Below are 16,056 nucleotides of genomic sequence, written 5' to 3' on the forward strand. Positions count from 1 at the left end.
TGTCAGCATCGCCCGAGAAGCCGCCGCCACTACAGCGTGGTGATCTTGATCGGACCTCGGTGACGCGTGGGTGGGTGGTGCGGGGGCGGGATTATGGCGGGAGAGCTTGGGCGGCGAGGAGGTCGCCGGACGTGGTTGTTTCGCAGTGGAAGCCGGCGGTGGTGAGGCGGGGGGTGAGTTGGTCGGGGGTGGGTTTCGGGCTGGTCGGTGGGTCGGTGGGGCTGCCGTAGCCGTAGCAGAGCCACAGGCGGCCGGTGGGGGACAGGCATTCTCGGATCATCGACCACGCCAGGGTGGCGGGGCCGGTCCAGAACAGGTTGACGTTCACCGCGAACACGAGGTCGAACCGCTGGTTCCCGTCGAGCTGGGCCAGCACCTCGCGGGTCGACGCCGGGCCGACCGCACCCTCGACCAGCCGGACCCGGCCGTCCGCGATCTCGGCGGCACAGCGGTCTCTCGCCCGGCCGATCGCGGTGGCCGACCGATCGAGGCCGACGATCCGCCCGCCCCGCAGCCGCTGCGCGATCCGCACCAGCGAAGCTCCCGCCCCCGGCCCGAACTCGAGCACTCGATCGTCCGCCCGCACACCCATGGTGTCGGCGAACCACTCGAACCGTGCGTCGTCAGACATCGGAACTCCTCGGAGTGCCCATGCATCTATGCTGACACGTCCCGCTGCCTCGACAATCGATACAGGTAGCACTGGACGTCGCCCGGACGCCCCGAGACCGCCGGGGGTGGACCAGCTCAGCGCGGCGCGATATCCGCAGGCCAGCCCTCGGCGAACACACCCGGGTCGGACGCGAGGCGCGCCGCGTGCCATTCGTCCACGCGGGTGCCACGCTGCATCCCGCCCTGCCGGGCCAGGCCCTCGTAGTGGAACCCGACCCGGCGGACAGCGGCGGCCGAGGGGTGATTGCCGACCATGGCGCGCCAGGTGACGCGGTCGAGGGCGAGCCCGTCGGGAGCGAAGGCGAAGTCGCAGGCCAGTGTGATGGCCCGGGTCATCAGGCCCTTGCCGCGGTGGCTCTCGGTGAGCCAGAAGCCGATCTCGCAGACGCCGGGGCCGCGGGTGTGCAGGCCGAGCATGCCTTCGACGGGGCCGTCGGGCGCGGTGCGAATGGCCCAGACCGCCGCGTTGCCCGCCCAGCTGGGGGCGACGAGCTTGTCGAGGAATTCCTCGGCGTCGGAGCGGGCGTAGGGGACGGGGATCGTCGTCCAGCGGCCTACCTCGGGGTCCTGGCAGCACTCGACGATGCGGTCGATGTCGGCACCGGTCGGGCGGGTGAGCCAGACGATGCCGTCGGTGAGCGTGTGCTCGTACATCGTGCCATCCTGACAGGTCGGCGCCCGGTTTCTCAGCTGGTTTTCGCCGTCCGTAGGATCAGCGGCGATGGTTTCCCCGCTTCTCACCGACCTGTTCGAATCGCATCGAGCGCATCTGCTTTCGGTCGCCTACCGGCTCACCGGCAGCGTCGGTGACGCCGAGGACGCCGTGCAGGAGAGCTGGCTGCGGATGGCCGGCGTGCACCAGTCCGAGATCGACGACCTGCGGGCCTGGCTGACGACCGTGGTCAGCCGGATCTGCCTGGACCACCTCCGCAGCGCGGCGGTGCGCCGGGAAACCTATGTGGGGCAGTGGCTGCCGGAGCCGATCGTCACCACCCCGAGCCGCACCCCCGATCCGCTGGACGTGGTGGTCCGCCATCAGGACAGCCGGATGGCGGCGCTGGTGGTGCTGGACGCGCTGACGCCGCAGCAGCGGGTCGCGCTGGTGCTGCACGACAGCCTGGACGTGCCGTTCGACGAGATCGCCGACATCCTGGGCGTATCGGCCGACGCCGCACGGCAATTGGCGGTGCGCGCTCGCAAGACGGCGGCGAAGGCGCCGGAACCGGTCGCCGACGAGGTGCACGACGCGGCGGTGCAGCGGTTCCTGGCGGCGCTGGCCACCGGCGATGTCGTCGCGGTGGCGGCCACCCTGCACCCGGACGCCACGTTCGTCGCCGATGCCGGCGGCACCACCAAGACGGCGCTGAATGTCGTTGCGGGAGCGGAGAAGATCGCGCGCCTGGCGCTCGGCCTGTGGCGCAAGCAGCTGGAAGAACCGGGTCTGGACCTGGGATCAGCCACGGTGAACGGGCAATCCGGCCTGGTACTCATCGATCCGAACTCGCCGTTCGGGCGGCCGGTGCGGGTGCTCGGCTTCGCGGTGCGCGAGGGAAAAGTCTGGGCTGCTTACGATTTCGCGAATGCGGCGAAGCTGTCGGGCGCGCGGCTGCGCTGACCTCGCATCGGACCGGACCCGCGCGATCCGGTCCGATGCGCCGAGTGTCTACGGGTAGGTCGACCCCCACTGGTGGTTGCCGGTGGACGAACCGAGGTTCATGTCCCCGGTCGAGGAACCCATGTTGTTGTCCGGGGTCGCCGAGCCGGTGAAGTAGTCGACGATGGGGCTGCCCATCAGGTGATCGTGGATGAACCGCAGAGCCGAACCGGCAACCTCCGACGCAGCCGGGCCGACAATGAAATCGAGCAAGGGTGAGGCCATAAGGAGCCCCTTTCGATATGCCACCACGCTGTGGTGTGTGAGGTAGAACACGGCGAGGCTAGCTCAGCCTGGGTGATCGCACAATAGTGCAGGTCAACACCGCAAAACGTTTGTGAAACATGCGTGTTCGCTATCGGTCGGCAACGGTAGCGAAAAGTGGGATACGCTGCGGAGATGTCGTCTGCGCCGCCCACCGTCTCCCGTTTGCGCCCGTTCGGATCGACCATCTTCGCCGAGATGACCGAACTGGCCGTCCGTCATGACGCGGTGAATCTGGGGCAGGGATTTCCGGACACCGACGGGCCCGCGGGCATGCTCGAGGTCGCCAAGGCCGCCATCTCGGACGGTCTCAACCAGTACCCGCCGGGCCGTGGCATGCCGGTGCTGCGGCAGGCGATCGCCGAGGACCGCGCCCGCCGCTACGGCACGGCGTACGACCCGGCCACCGAGGTACTGGTGACCGTGGGCGCCACCGAGGCGATCAGCGCCGCGGTGCTCGGGTTGGTCGAACCGGGGCAGGAGGTGGCCCTGATCGAGCCGTACTACGACTCCTACGCCGCCGCGGTCGCCCTGGCCGGTGCGCAGCGGCGCACCGCGCGCCTGGTCGCCGACGGCGATCGTTTCGTCCTCGACCTGGACAGCCTGCGCGCCGCGATCACCCCGAAAACCCGCATGCTGGTGATCAATTCACCGCACAACCCCACCGGCGCGGTGCTCGATCGCGCCGACCTCACCGCCATCGCGGCGCTGGCGCGCGAGCACGACCTGCTGGTGCTGGCCGACGAGGTGTACGAGCACCTGGTCTACGACGGTGTCGAGCACATCAGCATTTCCACCCTGCCCGGCATGCGCGAGCGCACGATCGTGGTGTCGAGCGCGGCGAAGACGTTCAATGTCACCGGCTGGAAGATCGGCTGGGTGTGCGCGCCCGCGCCGCTGCTCGACGGTGTCCTCGCGGCCAAGCAGTTCCTCACTTTCGTCGGCGGCGGGCCGTTCCAGCCTGCGGTCGCGCACGCGATCAATGCCGAGATCGACTGGGTGCACACCCTGCGCGACAGCCTGTCCGACAAGCGCCTGCGCCTGTCGGCCGCGCTGCGCGAGACCGGGTTCGGCGTCGCGGCCAGTTCCGGCGGGTACTTCGTGTGCGCGGATATCCGCCCGCTCGGCGCCGAGGACGGGATGACGTTCTGCCGGGAACTGCCCGCGCGGCTCGGCGTCGCCGCGGTGCCGGTGAGCGTGTTCGCCGACCACGCCGACGACTGGAAACACCTGGTGCGCTTCACCTTCAGCAAGCGCGACGAGACGATCGACGAGGGCGTGCGCCGCCTGCGCGCGGGCATGCCGGTGCGCTGAGGACGCGCTCAGTCGCGGGCGTGCCGGGCCAGCGGCGCGTGCCACTGGTAGTGGCGGGCCAGCAGGCGGAAGCCGATGGCGCCGACGGCGGCGAGCAAGCCGGTCCACGACCGGTAGAGGTCGAAGTGCAGCAGGGTGGCGGTGGCGGCCGCGCCGAACAGCGCCGGGATCGCGTAGAGGTCCTGGTCGGGGCGCAGCACGCTGGGCACCTCGCCGCTGAGCACATCGCGCAGGACACCGCCGCCGATCGCCGTCGTCATACCGAGCAGCGCGGCGGTCGGCGCGCTCACCCCGGCCGAGTACGCGATGACCGTGCCGGTGACGCAGAACAGGCCGAGCCCGATCGCGTCGGCGATCTCGAGCGGCCCCTTGGTGAGCCGGCGCGACGGCGCGATGAAGTACAGGACCAAAGCGGTCAGCAGCGACGCCGACAGGTAGGTCAGGTCGGTGAACGCGCCCGGCGGCGTGCGACCGATGAGCAGGTCGCGCACGATGCCGCCGCCCAGCGCGGTCGCGGTGGCCAGGATCGCCATGCCGAACAGGTCGAGCCGTTTGCGCACCGCGACCAGCGCGCCCGACGCCGCGAACGAGATGACACCCATCAGCTCGCCGCTGCGATGCACGGCGGTCAGCGCCGAATCCAGCTCCGTCGCCGACGGCCCGGCCGCGACTATCGCCACCAGCACCCCAACACTCACCGCTCACTCCTTCTCGCCCGAACCACACAGCAGCGTGACACGGCGGAGTGCGGCGATGGGGACCCGGCCTCAGATGTCGCGCACCCACGTCGATCGGCTCGCGGGACGACCGCCGGGAGCGGCTGTGAACACGCCGAGAGGCATCACGGTCGACCGGCCGACGCCGGTCACGCCGGGGCCGGGCGGGCGCGGTCGGTGGCGAGCATGATCGCGATCCCGCCGAGCGTGGTCCCCATCAGGTACCGCTGGGTGCGCAGCCAGAGCGGGCGCGCGGTGAGGAAACCGGCCAGCCCGGCCGCGCCGAGCACGATCAGGCCGTTGACGGTGAGGGCGACGGTGATCTGGATCGCACCGAGCGACAGGCTCTGCAACCACAGCGCGCCGCGCTCGGGGTCGACGAACTGCGGGATCAGCGCCATGTACATGATCGCGATCTTGGGATTGAGCAGATTGGTGACCAATCCCATGGTGAACAGCCGTCGCGCCGGATCGACGGGCAGGTCGGCAGGCGCGAAGACCGACACCCCACCCGGGCGCACCGCCTGCCAGGCCAGCCACAGCAGATAGCCGGCGCCGGCGAGCTTGAGCCCCAGGTAGAGACCCGGAACGACCGCGAACACCGCGGTGATCCCGGCGGCCGCGGCCAGCAGATACACCCCGAACCCCGCCGCGACCCCGGCCAGTGAGATCAACCCCGCGCGCCGTCCCTGCGCCACCGTCCGTGACACGAGATACATCATGTTCGGCCCCGGCGTGAGCACCATGCCGAGCGCCGCCGCACCAACCCCGAGAACCGCCGTCGTCTGCATCACGCATCGAGTCTGACCTGGTCAGCCGGGCCTTGTCGCGGTCCAGTCGCCACCAGCTGGACCGCACGCCGCCCGCTTCGCCCCAGGTCGTGTCGGCCCGGTTCCGTACAATCGACAAAGGCTGCCGAACCGATCAACCCCGAGGCAGCACCAAACACAGAACCAATCCCGGCCCAACGCACCCCGCACAGGGCGAGCTCGACGAGCCCGTTCGGGGCCGCCCCTCGATCGAGCGCTCGAAGCGCATGCGCCGCAGGCGCGAGTCTCGAGCGCTCGATCGAGGGGTCACGAGGCCCCGAACCCGCGGCCCCGGCCGCCGAGGAGCACAGTGACCGACGGTCCGCTGATCGTGCAGAGCGACAAGACCCTGCTGCTCGAGGTCGACCACGAGCTGGCGGGCAACGCGCGGCAGGCCATCGCGCCGTTCGCGGAGCTCGAGCGCGCGCCCGAACACGTGCACACCTACCGGATCACGCCGCTGGCGTTGTGGAACGCCCGCGCGGCCGGGCACGACGCCGAGCAGGTCGTCGACGCGCTGGTGAACTTCTCGCGCTACGCGGTGCCGCAGCCGCTGCTGGTGGACATCGTCGACACGATGGGCCGCTACGGCAGGCTGCAGCTGGTCAAGCATCCGGCGCACGGGTTGTGCCTGGTGAGCCTGGATCGCGCGGTGCTCGAGGAAGTGCTGCGGCACAAGAAGATCGCGCCCATGCTCGGTGCCCGGATCGACGACGACACGGTGATCGTGCACCCGTCCGAGCGCGGTCACATCAAGCAGATGCTGCTCAAGATCGGCTGGCCCGCCGAGGATCTGGCCGGCTACGTCGACGGCGAGGCGCACGACATCGGCCTGGACTACACCGAGGGCAAATGGCACCTGCGCGACTACCAGGAGATGGCCGCCGACTCGTTCTGGGCAGGCGGCTCCGGCGTGGTCGTGCTGCCGTGTGGCGCGGGCAAGACGATGGTCGGCGCGGCGGCCATGGCCAAGGCCAAGGCGACGACGCTGATCCTGGTCACCAACACCGTCGCGGGCAGGCAGTGGCGGCGCGAGCTGCTGGCGCGGACCACGCTGACCGAGGAGGAGATCGGCGAGTACTCCGGCGAGCGCAAGGAGATCCGCCCGGTCACCATCGCCACGTACCAGGTGATCACCCGCAAGACCAAGGGCGAGTACAAGCACCTGGAGCTGTTCGACAGCCGTGACTGGGGCTTGGTGATCTACGACGAGGTGCACCTGCTGCCCGCGCCGGTGTTCCGGATGACCGCCGACCTGCAATCGCGGCGCAGGCTCGGCCTGACCGCCACGCTCGTGCGCGAGGACGGCCGCGAGGGCGACGTCTTCTCGCTGATCGGCCCGAAGCGCTACGACGCGCCGTGGAAGGACATCGAGGCGCAGGGCTGGATCGCGCCCGCCGACTGCGTCGAGGTACGGGTGACGCTCACCGACGCCGAGCGGATGGCCTACGCCACCGCCGAACCGGAGGAGCGCTACAAGCTGTGTTCCACCGCGCGCACCAAGATCCCGGTGGTCGAGTCCATTCTGGCCAAGCACAAGGACGCGCCGACGCTGGTGATCGGGGCGTACCTGGACCAGCTCGAGGAGCTGGGCGTCGACCTGAACGCGCCGGTCATCACCGGCGCCACCAAGAACAAGGAGCGCGAGGCGCTCTTCGACGCGTTCCGGTCCGGCGAGGTCCCGGTGCTGGTGGTGAGCAAGGTGGCGAACTTCTCCATCGATCTGCCGGAAGCCTCGGTGGCGGTACAGGTTTCGGGCACCTTCGGCTCCCGGCAGGAGGAGGCGCAGCGCCTCGGCCGGCTGCTGCGGCCGAAACAGGATGGGGGACAGGCGCATTTCTATTCGGTGGTCGCCCGCGACACCCTCGACGCCGAGTACGCCGCGCACCGGCAGCGCTTCCTCGCCGAGCAGGGCTACGCCTACCGCATCACCGACGCCGACGATCTGCTCGGACCGCCGATCGGTGACGGCGCGTAGACACGATCGGCCGGTCGGAACGCGGTACCGTGCGGTGAAGTCCTCGGCAGATAAGTGGAGGCAACTCCTCCGCAACTTGTGCTAGGAAGGAACCGTGCGCCGCTTCGAATTCGTGGTCGACCGTGAGCACGCTCATGCGGTCAACGAGACGTTCACCGGGTTACGCAGGTTGCGGGTGGTCGCCCTGCTGGTGGCCGGGCTCGCCGTCGCGGTCACGGCCGCGCTGCTGTGGAGCGGGCAGGCCTGGGGGTTTCTGCTCGCCGTCGTGTGCGTGCTGGTCGCGGCGATCGCACTGTGGGTCGCGCTGTGGACGCCGCATCGCTCCAGTATCGAAAAGCTCTACCAGGACGGCGCTTTGGTGCCGGCCGTGGTCACCGAGGCCGAGGGCTCCGGCATCGTGCTGCTCGCCCTCGTCGACATCGCCGAGCCGGCCGCGCCGACCCGCACCTGGGCGCTGATCACCCGCAAGGTGCGCACGCTGCCCGGGCATCGGCCCGAGCCGGGGGAACGGGTGCCCGCCGTGGCGGTCCGCACCGATCGCGCGCCGCGGCAGGTCGGCGAACGGTGGCAACTGGTCACGGCCATGCCGATCGCGTGGGGAACGCGTGATCGCGTGGTGATCGAGCGGGCCCGCGATGCCATCACCGAGCTGGAATGGCGATTGCTCGCCGAGAACCTGGCGCTGGCCGCGCGGGTGAAGCGGACCGCGACCAAGCGGCTGCTGCTCGACCCACAGCAGCTGCCCGGCGACCTCGGCTGAGCGCGCGGGCTCCCACGGGTCAGGCGTATTGGGACCCGCGCGGTGCGGCTGCGACGATAGAGGGTGTCCGCGGTATCCGAGCCAGAGCAGGCGAAAGGTGTCAGTCCAGGATGCGATGGTCGGCCGGAATGTGCGCGGTGCTCGCCGTGCTGGCGCTGAGCGTGCGCCCGGTCGGCGCCGACCCCGGACTGATCGGGGCGCCCGGTCTCGGTGATCCGTACTACCCGCTCGACGGCAACGGCGGCTACGACGTCGCCCACTACGACGTGTCGGTCGACTACGACCCGGCCACCTACGTCCTGCGCGGCACCGCGACCATCGACGCCCGCGCGACCCAGCCACTGGCCCAGTTCGATCTCGACTACCGCGGCCCCGAGGTGCTGATGGTGACGATCAACGGGCAGCCCGCGGGCTTCACCCGCGACGGGGACCAGGAGCTGGTCGTCACGCCGCTGCTGCCGCTGCCGCCCGGCCTGCCGATGCGCGTCGTCGTCGACTACGCGGGCCCGGCCGCCGACACCGAGGGCGAGGGTTGGACCCACGCGCCCAGCGGCGGCGCGTTCGCCGTCGGCCAGCCGCACAGCGCGAGCACCTGGTACCCGCTCAACGACACCCCGCTGGACAAGGCGACCTTCACCCTGCACGCCTCGGTGCCCGCCGAATGGGAGGTGATGTCGACCGGCGATCGCACCCGGCACGAGGTGCGCGACGGCCGCCTGCACACCACCTGGGAGACGAGGCAACCCGTGATCGGGTACCTGACCACGATCGCGGTCGACCACTTCACCTTCCTCGAACAGCGCACGCCCGACGGCACGCCCGTGCTCAGCGCCTTCGCACCGGAGTCGGCGAGCAATCGCGACGACGAGCAGCGCCTGCCGGAGATCCTCGCCTTCCTCGAAAACCTCTACGGCCCCTACCCGTTCGACGTCGCGGGCGGCATCTACGTCGACGCCGAGCTCCCGTTCTCGCTGGAGACCCAGACCCGACCCACCTACGCGCCGTGGACCGACCTGAACACGGTCGTGCACGAACTGGCGCATCAATGGTGGGGTGACACGATGTCGGTGCGGCAGTGGTCCGACATCTGCCTCAACGAATGCTTCGCCAGCTACACCGCCGACTACCTGTGGCCGGAACGAATCGACCACGCCGACGTCGACACCAAGTACCGCGAGAAGATCGCGAAATACCGTGACGAACCGGAGTTCTGGGAGGTCGCGCTCGCGAGTCCCGGCGCGGGCAACGAGTTCACCTCGGTCTACTACCGCGGCCCGCTGTTCCTGCACGCGGTGCGCAAACTGCTCGGCGAGGACGTTTTCTTCACCGCCATCCACGATTTCGTGAACGCGCACCGCGATGGCAACGCCTCGATGCCGGAGTTCCGGGAGTTCCTGCAGAGTCGGACCTCGCTGCCGCTCGGTGACTTCCTGGCCGAGTGGCTGGATGCGACCACGCCGCCACGTGAGGCGTTCCTCTACCCGGGCACACTGCGCCGCTGAATCGCCTTGTGGGCCTGGGGTGACGGATGGTGCGGGAGATCAATCCTCGTCCATCCGGGCGCGGGCTCGATCGGCCCACCGTTGCATTCGCTCGAATTGGCTACGTGCCGAGGTCACTTCGCCTCTGGCCCGGTGGTCTGCGGTGCGGGCGAAATGGCGTTGCTGCTCGGCGTGCTCGAGTTCCGAGCGCAGCTCGTCGATGCGGGATTCGATCTCATCCAGCGCGGTTTTGGCCTGTGCGGCAGCGGCTTCAGCCTCGTCACGGGCGGAACGGGCGGTCTCGAGCGCGGATTCGGCATCGTCGAGTTCCTGCTTCGCCTCGGCCCGGCGCGCGGTCTCGGCGTCCTCCGGTGTGGTGGTCGCCCGGCGGGTCGCGCGTTTCGCCGGTGCGGCGGCCTTGCCGCCGGTGATCGCGACCAGTCCGGCCGGGCCGAAGCCGTCGTAGGTGACGGTGGCCGGCAGCAGGCCGGCGCGGACCTGCTCGGCGACGCCGGGATCGGCCAGCGCGGCGGTCAGGGTCTGGCCGACCTCGCGCAGCACCTGTTCGCTCGCCGGGCGGTCGTGCGCGGCGGCCAGTTCGCCCGCCCGCTTGGTCATGGCGTTGACCACCTGCTGGCGTTGGGTGCCGAGGGCGCGCAGGGTGTCGCCGGAGAGCTGACGCTGGGCCGAGCGCAGCGCCTCGCCGAGGTCGAGCAGGGCCGCGATCTCCTGCGGCGCGTGCCGGGCCAGCAGGTTGACCGTCCACGCCGCGACCGTCGGTTTGCGCAGCGCGGTGATGGCCTTGGCCAGCTCGCGGTCGCCGTCGGCACGGGCCTGGGCGGCCCGCTCGGTGCGGGTCGACACGAAGTCGCCGGGGTCGAGGCCGTACAGCTCGCCTGCGACATCGTCGAGGGTCATCTTTGTGATGGTAGCCAGGTTCGACGGGGCCGAGCGCGGGCGCGGCCGACTTGGGTATCGTCACCGGCGGTCATGTTCGCCTGAACCGTTCGGTGAGTGAGGTTTTCAGTGTTTTTCCCAGGAAAGCGACTGCTGGCACGGGTTGTGCTCGCCCCCGTGGCGACGGTCGCACTGGTCGGGGCGGTCGCCGCCTGTTCGTCGGACAGCGACCCGGCGGGCAGCTCGCTCGCCAAGGGCGCGTGCATCGAGGTCACCGACAACGCGGCCGACGCGATGGTCGGCACGCTCGGAGACTGCTCCGCCACGACGTCGAACTACCGGATCGTGCAGGTCGGCACGGCCCCGCTGACCTGCGATGTCTCCGACGCCACCTTCAACGGCACGGTCGGTGACACCAAGACCGGCCTCTGCCTCGCCCCCAACTTCGCCCAGGGCAGCTGCTACGCCGACGCGGGCAAGCGCCCCGCCGAAACCGTGGCCTGCACCGCCCCCGAGGCCACGTTCAAGGTCGTCAAGCGCATCGACGGCGTAGCCGACGAACTCCAGTGCGGCGCCGACGCCACCCAGTTCCGCACGGTGTCCGACCCCAAGGCCACTTTCTGCATGGCTAGGCCGTGATATTGGAGCGCTGGCGCGCTCGAGTCGGCGGCCCCTTGGTCCCGCCGATCAGGCACCGTGGCTTGCTCCTTCGTCGCTTGCGCCACGGCGCCTGATCGGCGGGACGGCCGCCGACGGCCGACTTCGTCGGCCTGCCCCTCCTCGGGGTCGGGGTGTGGCGCTGACGGTCGGGTGTGTCGGCTTGCCCCTCCTCGGGGTCGGGGCGTGCGATCGGGGCGGCGGTTTCCTGCGGGTCAGTCCAGGAGGGCGACCGAGGCTATTCGGTGCAAAGTGAAGTGGCGGGTCGCGCCGGTGACGGGGTCTACGGCGTCTAGTTGGCCGTTGCCGACGCGGAGGGGCTCGACCACGCGCTGGCTGGCGACGCCCTGGGCGTCGACGTAGCCGATGTTCACCGGGCGGCCGACCCTGGCGGCCAGCTGGAGCAGGGCCAGGGTCGCGGCGGTGCCGGTGCGGGTGCCGTCGGCGCGCACCGACTGTCCGGTGCGGGCGCCTGCGGCGCGTTCGCCCGCGCGGAGTTCGGTGACCAGCAGGGCGAGCTGTTCGTCGCTGGGTGGGCTCGGGCGATAGGGCTTGCGGGCCAGCGGGCGGACCGCGATGCGGGCGCCGCGCGGGCGCAGGTCGACGATCGCGCCCGCGGAATCCTCACCGGCGGGGGCGAAACCGGCCGCGCGCAGCTGTTCGAGCAGTTCGCCCAGCGGGGCGAGGGCGATGGCGACGGTGGGCGCGATCGCGCGCAGCGCCAGCGTGTCGGCGACCGGCGCGGCCAGCACCTGGGCGAGCAGCGCGGGGTCGTCGCTGCGCAGGAACGACTGCGCCATGCCCGCGCGCAGCTGGCCGTGGCGGCGGGCGACGTCGTCGATGAGATAGGTCAGCGACTGGGGGACCGGCGTGCGGGAGTGGTTGGCGAACAGCGCGTGCAGTTCGGCGGCGGTCATCCCGGCGTCCAGCGCGCGGCGCACCGAGGCGTCACCGACCCGGTAGACGGTGGCCGCGCCCGCCGACTCCACATCGGCGACCAGCGCGATCCGGCCACGTAACTCGGGCACCAGCGGGCCGGGGGCGATCACCGTCAGGTCGGCCTGGACGAGGACGTGATCGACCGGCTCCGGCAGCGCCGCGGCCATCTCCGCCTCGGCGTCGGCGACGCTGGTGTCCGCGCCGTGCAGCAGGGCCCTGGCCGCGGAATCGAGCGCGCCGCGGCCGAGCAGGCCGAGGACGGCGGCCTCGGCCAGCGTCGCGGTCACCGCGTCGAGCCGGAAGTGCCTGCGCCTGCGCGGCATCCGCCAGGCCAGCAGCTTGCCGATATCGGCGGCGGTCAGCGCGGTGCCGCTCGGGTACTCGGCGAGCAGGCCGAGGATGGCCTGCCGGTCGCGCACCGCGTGTGGGATGCGCAGCTCCGCCGAGAGCGCGGCGATCGGCTTGTCGGCGGCGTCGCGCAGGCCGATCATCCACGGCATCCGGTCCAGGTCGAGCCAGGCCAGCGCGATCAACACCCAGCGGGTCGCTGGCGGTGCGTCCAGCCAGGCGTCGGCGGCGGGGGTCGGGGCCCAGAAGTCGTCGGTGGAGTCCACTTCCGGCACCGGCTCGGGCAGACCCTTCTCGACGAGCTTCGCGGCCGCCAGCAGCTCCAGCAGCAGGCCGGCGCGCTGCTCGTCGATCCCGGTCTGCTTGGCGAGCCTGCGCAACTCGCGCACGCCGAGCCCGCCCGCGCGCAGGGCGGGGGCGGGCAGGCGGCCCAGCGCGTCGAGCAGGTCGGCGCAATCGCGCAGCAGCTCACCGACTTCGCCCGCGCCGACCGCGTTCACCTCGGCGGGCGCGTGCTTGGTCAGTGTGGGCTTGGGCGGGGCGAGGGCGTGCGGGTCGGTCACCGGGTCGCCGCGCAGCACCTGGCCGACCGTCACCGGCAGTTCGACCGTCTCGTCGTCGATGCGGTGCAGCAGCCGGGCCGCCAGCAGCCGCGGTACCGGACGATCCGGCGCCGTACCGGGTGCGGCATCCCTGGTGCGGCCACGCGGGCCGGTGGCGGCCAGTTTGTCGAGCAGCGCCCGCTCGGCCGGGCTCGCCTGCGCGAGCGCGGCGGCCACCTCGGGCTCGGTCAGCGCGTCGGGCAGCGCCGTCGTGGCGCCCAGCGGCCAGGGGAGGGCCTCGGCGGCGCTCGGGGCCAGGTGCAGGCCGTCGCCGGTCTGCCAGACCAGCGCGCGGTCGAGCAGACGGGTCAGCGCGGCGGTGAACGCGGTCTTGGTGACCCGGTCCTTCAGCTGCGCGTGCAGGGTGGTCCGGGTCAGCGGGGTGACCTCGGTGCCAATCGTGCGGGCGTCCTCGTTGGCCGTGAGCGCTTCGATGATCGCGAATTCGAGGGTGTCGAGATCGTCGGCGGCGCGCAGCACCGAGGCCCGCTGCTGGGCACGCACCGCGAGCACCGACATCGACGCGGGTAGCGGCACCGCCAGATCGGGCCGCAACTGCAGCAGTTTCACCAGCTGGGGGTCGGTGCGCGCACCGAGCCAATCGGCGAGGGAGTCCGTCGCGATCATCCGATCCAGCCTACAGTTCTGGGCCGAGAACCTGCGGCGCCAGCCGCGATCGAGCACCGTTGTGCGTATGCCAGAATGAGCCCGTGGTGAACAAATCGAAGAAACCCTACGTCGACAACGGCTGGCCGCAGGTGGCCGACGGCGAGCACGCCGTGACCGAACTGTCGTCGACCCGCGCCGGTAACCTCTCGCCCTTCGGTGAGGACACCGAGTTTCCCGTCCCGGCATCGAAGCTGCCGTACGTCCACCCGCAGACGGTTATCAACCGGGTGTAGTTCGGACGGGAAAGACAAGAGCCCGCATCCCTAGGGATGCGGGCTCTAGTTGTCTACGCGGGCGATCAGGAGGGCAGCAGGCCCTTGTTCGCCTCGAAGAAGTCGATCACGGCCGGGTCGAGCTGAGTGCCCTTGGCGGCGTTGAAGAAATCGAGCGCCTGCTGCGGCACGGCGACACCCTGCTGCTGCACGACGGAGAGGGCGCGATCGACGGCCTGGAAGACTTCCTGGCTCGGATCCTGCACCTGCGGGACGGTCACCTGCGGGGCCCAGCTCGGGGAGGAGGGCGCGATCCGCTCGGTCGGGCCGCTGCTCAGACCCAGCTGGGACGAGCACGAGGGCCAAGCACCCCAACCCTGGGAAGCGAGAACCTTTTCGGCGACCACGATCTGCTGTTCGCGGGTGGCCTGGTTGGCCGTGGCGGCGTACTCGCCACCACCGTGCGCGTTCCAGGTGGAGGGCGAGAACTGCAGCCCACCCTGGTAGCCGTTGCCGGTGTTGATGCCCCAGTTGCCGCCGGCTTCACACTGCGCGAGGCGATCCCAGTCGGAGTCGGGGGCCGCGCTGGCGTTTCCGGCGAAAGCTGCACTGGCGGTGCCGATGATCGCGCCGGTGACGGCGACCTTGGCGACAGTGCGGCCGGTGGAAGTCGGCTTGCGGTGGCGTCCACTCATATCGGGTTTCTTCCTCTCGTGCGCACCTGCATGTGGCCCGGACTGAGAGGTCTCCCGGTCCGCCCTCACCCCTGATTCCAATCGGGGTCCGGTACCCGCGGGGTGAGGTTCGGTGCGGCGGGCCGGTGGTTCCGGGGGTTGCCCCGGCTGAGAGAAACGGTACGACGGACAGCGGGGAAAGTCACTATTTGGTAACCGGCGTGTACGGGTGGGTCTCGGGGTGGTCTCAGGGTGATCCCCGAGGCGTCCGCGCAGGTAATCGCGGTGTCCGGTGTGCGCGACGGTTGCACGCTCAGTTCGTGACCTACCTGTTATGTGACGAGGATCACACTGCTGTCTGGGTATCGATTCGCGGGGGTAACCAGTTGACGCGTCAACGCGCGCGTCGCCCCGACCACAGCGCGAACACCAGGCCGAGCAGGAAGCCGACCGGTGCGAGCATCGCCAGCAGGTACAGCCACAACCCCGGCGACGAGTCCGACACGATCGATGTCACGAAGATGGCGACCACGGCCAGGATCCCGATGCCGAACAGCGCGACAGCGAGTTGCAGCAGCCGATCGCTGGGCCTGCGGGGGTCGCGCTCCGGCGGAGTGGCGGCGGGCGGAGGTGAGTTGGTCACCGGTGCACCGTAAAACTGATGTGCTCGCGTTATAGCAACCGGGGTAGACTCTGAGCACATCGCGTCCTGCCTTGTTGTGGGGCGCGTTCTTTTCGCGACAAGCAGATGTAACCCGGGCCACAAGGGTTCGGGTATCGAATGATGAACGGGTGAGCGCAGTGCCGACCGGCCGGGTGAAGTGGTACGACGTCGAAAAGGGCTTCGGCTTCCTTTCCCAAGACGAGGGCGAGGACGTCTACGTCCGTTCCTCCGCGCTGCCCGAGGGCGTCGAAGGCCTCAAGCCCGGACAGCGCGTCGAATTCGGTATGGCCGCCGGCCGTCGTGGCCCGCAGGCGCTCAGCCTGAAGCTGCTCGAAGCGCCGCCGACGGTGCGCGGCAACCAGACTCAGCAGCCCGCCCGTAAGGACGCGGGCCCGCGCAAGTCGCCCGACGAACTGCACGGCCTCGTCGAGGACATGATCACGCTGCTCGAGACCAAGGTGCAGCCGGATCTGCGGCGCGGCAAGTACCCGGATCGCAAGCTGTCCCAGCGGATCTCCGAGGTCGTGCGGGCCGTCGCCCGCGAACTCGACCACTGAGTTCTTGGAGCGCTGGCGCGCTCGGGGTCGCGGCCCCTTGGTCCCGCCGATCAGGCGCCGTTGCTTGCTCCTTCGTCGCTTGCGCAACGGCGCCTGATCGGCGGGACGGCCGCGACGGCCGACTTCGTCGGCCTGCCCCTCCTCGGGGTCGGGGCTGTTCTGGTCTTGTTGGTTCGGTACCGCGTGTTT

The 16,056-nt window shown here is 70.4% G+C and carries 17 protein-coding genes; 8 read left to right on the forward strand and 9 right to left on the reverse strand.

Features of this window, described 5'->3' with window-relative positions:
- Positions 1 to 91: 91 nt before the first annotated feature.
- Both NV348_RS19820 and NV348_RS19825 read right to left on the reverse strand, forming a co-directional pair.
- Positions 92 to 631, reverse strand: coding sequence for an SAM-dependent methyltransferase (locus NV348_RS19820; RefSeq protein ID WP_447148236.1), 540 nt, complete (start codon positions 629 to 631; stop codon positions 92 to 94).
- Between the two features lie 116 nt (positions 632 to 747).
- Positions 748 to 1,326 carry a GNAT family N-acetyltransferase gene (locus NV348_RS19825; RefSeq protein ID WP_447148237.1) on the reverse strand — a complete coding sequence of 193 codons (579 nt, stop codon included), beginning with the start codon at positions 1,324 to 1,326 and terminating at the stop codon, positions 748 to 750.
- 67 nt (positions 1,327 to 1,393) lie between these two features.
- On the opposite strand from NV348_RS19825, the gene sigJ reads away from it, so the two are divergent.
- Positions 1,394 to 2,287, forward strand: coding sequence for an RNA polymerase sigma factor SigJ (gene sigJ, locus NV348_RS19830; protein WP_447148238.1), 894 nt, complete (start codon positions 1,394 to 1,396; stop codon positions 2,285 to 2,287).
- Between the two features lie 48 nt (positions 2,288 to 2,335).
- Here the strand turns inward: sigJ and NV348_RS19835 are convergent, their stop codons facing one another.
- The gene (locus tag NV348_RS19835) at positions 2,336 to 2,464 is read right to left on the reverse strand and encodes a hypothetical protein (protein WP_365010348.1); all 129 of its coding nucleotides are present in this window, start codon (positions 2,462 to 2,464) and stop codon (positions 2,336 to 2,338) included.
- A 261-nt stretch (positions 2,465 to 2,725) separates the two neighbouring features.
- On the opposite strand from NV348_RS19835, the gene NV348_RS19840 reads away from it, so the two are divergent.
- Positions 2,726 to 3,904, forward strand: a complete 1,179-nt coding sequence (locus NV348_RS19840; RefSeq protein ID WP_447148239.1) for a pyridoxal phosphate-dependent aminotransferase — start codon at positions 2,726 to 2,728, stop codon at positions 3,902 to 3,904.
- 8 nt (positions 3,905 to 3,912) lie between these two features.
- Here the strand turns inward: NV348_RS19840 and NV348_RS19845 are convergent, their stop codons facing one another.
- Positions 3,913 to 4,506: a trimeric intracellular cation channel family protein gene (locus NV348_RS19845; RefSeq protein ID WP_447151097.1), complete on the reverse strand. Its 594-nt coding sequence runs from the start codon at positions 4,504 to 4,506 to the stop codon at positions 3,913 to 3,915.
- A 263-nt stretch (positions 4,507 to 4,769) separates the two neighbouring features.
- Positions 4,770 to 5,411: a LysE family translocator gene (locus tag NV348_RS19850; RefSeq protein WP_447151098.1), complete on the reverse strand. Its 642-nt coding sequence runs from the start codon at positions 5,409 to 5,411 to the stop codon at positions 4,770 to 4,772.
- 328 nt (positions 5,412 to 5,739) lie between these two features.
- Here NV348_RS19850 and NV348_RS19855 point away from each other — a divergent pair, with 328 nt between their 5' ends.
- The 3 genes from NV348_RS19855 to NV348_RS19865 all read left to right on the forward strand — a co-directional run bounded on the left by NV348_RS19855 (position 5,740) and on the right by NV348_RS19865 (position 9,669).
- A complete protein-coding gene (locus tag NV348_RS19855; RefSeq protein ID WP_447148240.1) occupies positions 5,740 to 7,407 on the forward strand; it encodes a DNA repair helicase XPB in 1,668 nt (555 codons plus the stop codon).
- A 94-nt stretch (positions 7,408 to 7,501) separates the two neighbouring features.
- Complete coding sequence (locus tag NV348_RS19860; RefSeq protein ID WP_447148241.1) at positions 7,502 to 8,167, forward strand: DUF3239 domain-containing protein; 666 nt, start codon at positions 7,502 to 7,504, stop codon at positions 8,165 to 8,167.
- 110 nt (positions 8,168 to 8,277) lie between these two features.
- Entirely contained in the window at positions 8,278 to 9,669 is a 1,392-nt protein-coding gene (locus NV348_RS19865) for a M1 family metallopeptidase (RefSeq protein ID WP_447148242.1), read from the forward strand.
- A gap of 39 nt (positions 9,670 to 9,708) precedes the next feature.
- On the opposite strand, the gene NV348_RS19870 is transcribed toward NV348_RS19865, so the two are convergent.
- Complete coding sequence (locus NV348_RS19870; protein ID WP_447148243.1) at positions 9,709 to 10,566, reverse strand: hypothetical protein; 858 nt, start codon at positions 10,564 to 10,566, stop codon at positions 9,709 to 9,711.
- A gap of 156 nt (positions 10,567 to 10,722) precedes the next feature.
- Here NV348_RS19870 and NV348_RS19875 point away from each other — a divergent pair, with 156 nt between their 5' ends.
- Entirely contained in the window at positions 10,723 to 11,184 is a 462-nt protein-coding gene (locus NV348_RS19875; protein WP_447148244.1) for an LppU/SCO3897 family protein, read from the forward strand.
- Between the two features lie 233 nt (positions 11,185 to 11,417).
- Here the strand turns inward: NV348_RS19875 and NV348_RS19880 are convergent, their stop codons facing one another.
- Positions 11,418 to 13,718 carry a helicase-associated domain-containing protein gene (locus NV348_RS19880; RefSeq protein ID WP_447148245.1) on the reverse strand — a complete coding sequence of 767 codons (2,301 nt, stop codon included), beginning with the start codon at positions 13,716 to 13,718 and terminating at the stop codon, positions 11,418 to 11,420.
- An 83-nt stretch (positions 13,719 to 13,801) separates the two neighbouring features.
- On the opposite strand from NV348_RS19880, the gene NV348_RS19885 reads away from it, so the two are divergent.
- A complete protein-coding gene (locus NV348_RS19885) occupies positions 13,802 to 13,993 on the forward strand; it encodes a hypothetical protein (protein WP_447148246.1) in 192 nt (63 codons plus the stop codon).
- A gap of 65 nt (positions 13,994 to 14,058) precedes the next feature.
- On the opposite strand, the gene NV348_RS19890 is transcribed toward NV348_RS19885, so the two are convergent.
- A complete protein-coding gene (locus tag NV348_RS19890; RefSeq protein ID WP_447148247.1) occupies positions 14,059 to 14,667 on the reverse strand; it encodes a resuscitation-promoting factor Rpf1 domain-containing protein in 609 nt (202 codons plus the stop codon).
- 373 nt (positions 14,668 to 15,040) lie between these two features.
- The gene (locus NV348_RS19895) at positions 15,041 to 15,289 is read right to left on the reverse strand and encodes a hypothetical protein (RefSeq protein WP_447148248.1); all 249 of its coding nucleotides are present in this window, start codon (positions 15,287 to 15,289) and stop codon (positions 15,041 to 15,043) included.
- A gap of 158 nt (positions 15,290 to 15,447) precedes the next feature.
- On the opposite strand from NV348_RS19895, the gene NV348_RS19900 reads away from it, so the two are divergent.
- On the forward strand, positions 15,448 to 15,867 hold the full coding sequence (locus NV348_RS19900) for a cold-shock protein (RefSeq protein WP_447151099.1): 420 nt from the start codon (positions 15,448 to 15,450) through the stop codon (positions 15,865 to 15,867).
- Positions 15,868 to 16,056: the final 189 nt, after the last annotated feature.

Source organism: Nocardia fodinahabitans (assembly GCF_052983615.1).

Bases quoted from the DNA above. Each gene is read 5' to 3' on its own strand.
- NV348_RS19890 (WP_447148247.1), bottom strand. From the start codon at position 14,667: ATGAGTGGACGCCACCGCAAGCCGACTTCCACCGGCCGCACTGTCGCC.
- NV348_RS19840 (WP_447148239.1), top strand. From the start codon at position 2,726: ATGTCGTCTGCGCCGCCCACCGTCTCCCGTTTGCGCCCGTTCGGATCG.
- sigJ (WP_447148238.1), top strand. From the start codon at position 1,394: ATGGTTTCCCCGCTTCTCACCGACCTGTTCGAATCGCATCGAGCGCAT.
- NV348_RS19825 (WP_447148237.1), bottom strand. From the start codon at position 1,326: ATGTACGAGCACACGCTCACCGACGGCATCGTCTGGCTCACCCGCCCG.
- NV348_RS19845 (WP_447151097.1), bottom strand. From the start codon at position 4,506: ATGGGTGTCATCTCGTTCGCGGCGTCGGGCGCGCTGGTCGCGGTGCGC.
- NV348_RS19880 (WP_447148245.1), bottom strand. From the start codon at position 13,718: ATGATCGCGACGGACTCCCTCGCCGATTGGCTCGGTGCGCGCACCGAC.
- NV348_RS19820 (WP_447148236.1), bottom strand. From the start codon at position 631: ATGTCTGACGACGCACGGTTCGAGTGGTTCGCCGACACCATGGGTGTG.
- NV348_RS19850 (WP_447151098.1), bottom strand. From the start codon at position 5,411: ATGCAGACGACGGCGGTTCTCGGGGTTGGTGCGGCGGCGCTCGGCATG.
- NV348_RS19870 (WP_447148243.1), bottom strand. From the start codon at position 10,566: ATGACCCTCGACGATGTCGCAGGCGAGCTGTACGGCCTCGACCCCGGC.
- NV348_RS19835 (WP_365010348.1), bottom strand. From the start codon at position 2,464: ATGGGCAGCCCCATCGTCGACTACTTCACCGGCTCGGCGACCCCGGAC.
- NV348_RS19865 (WP_447148242.1), top strand. From the start codon at position 8,278: ATGCGATGGTCGGCCGGAATGTGCGCGGTGCTCGCCGTGCTGGCGCTG.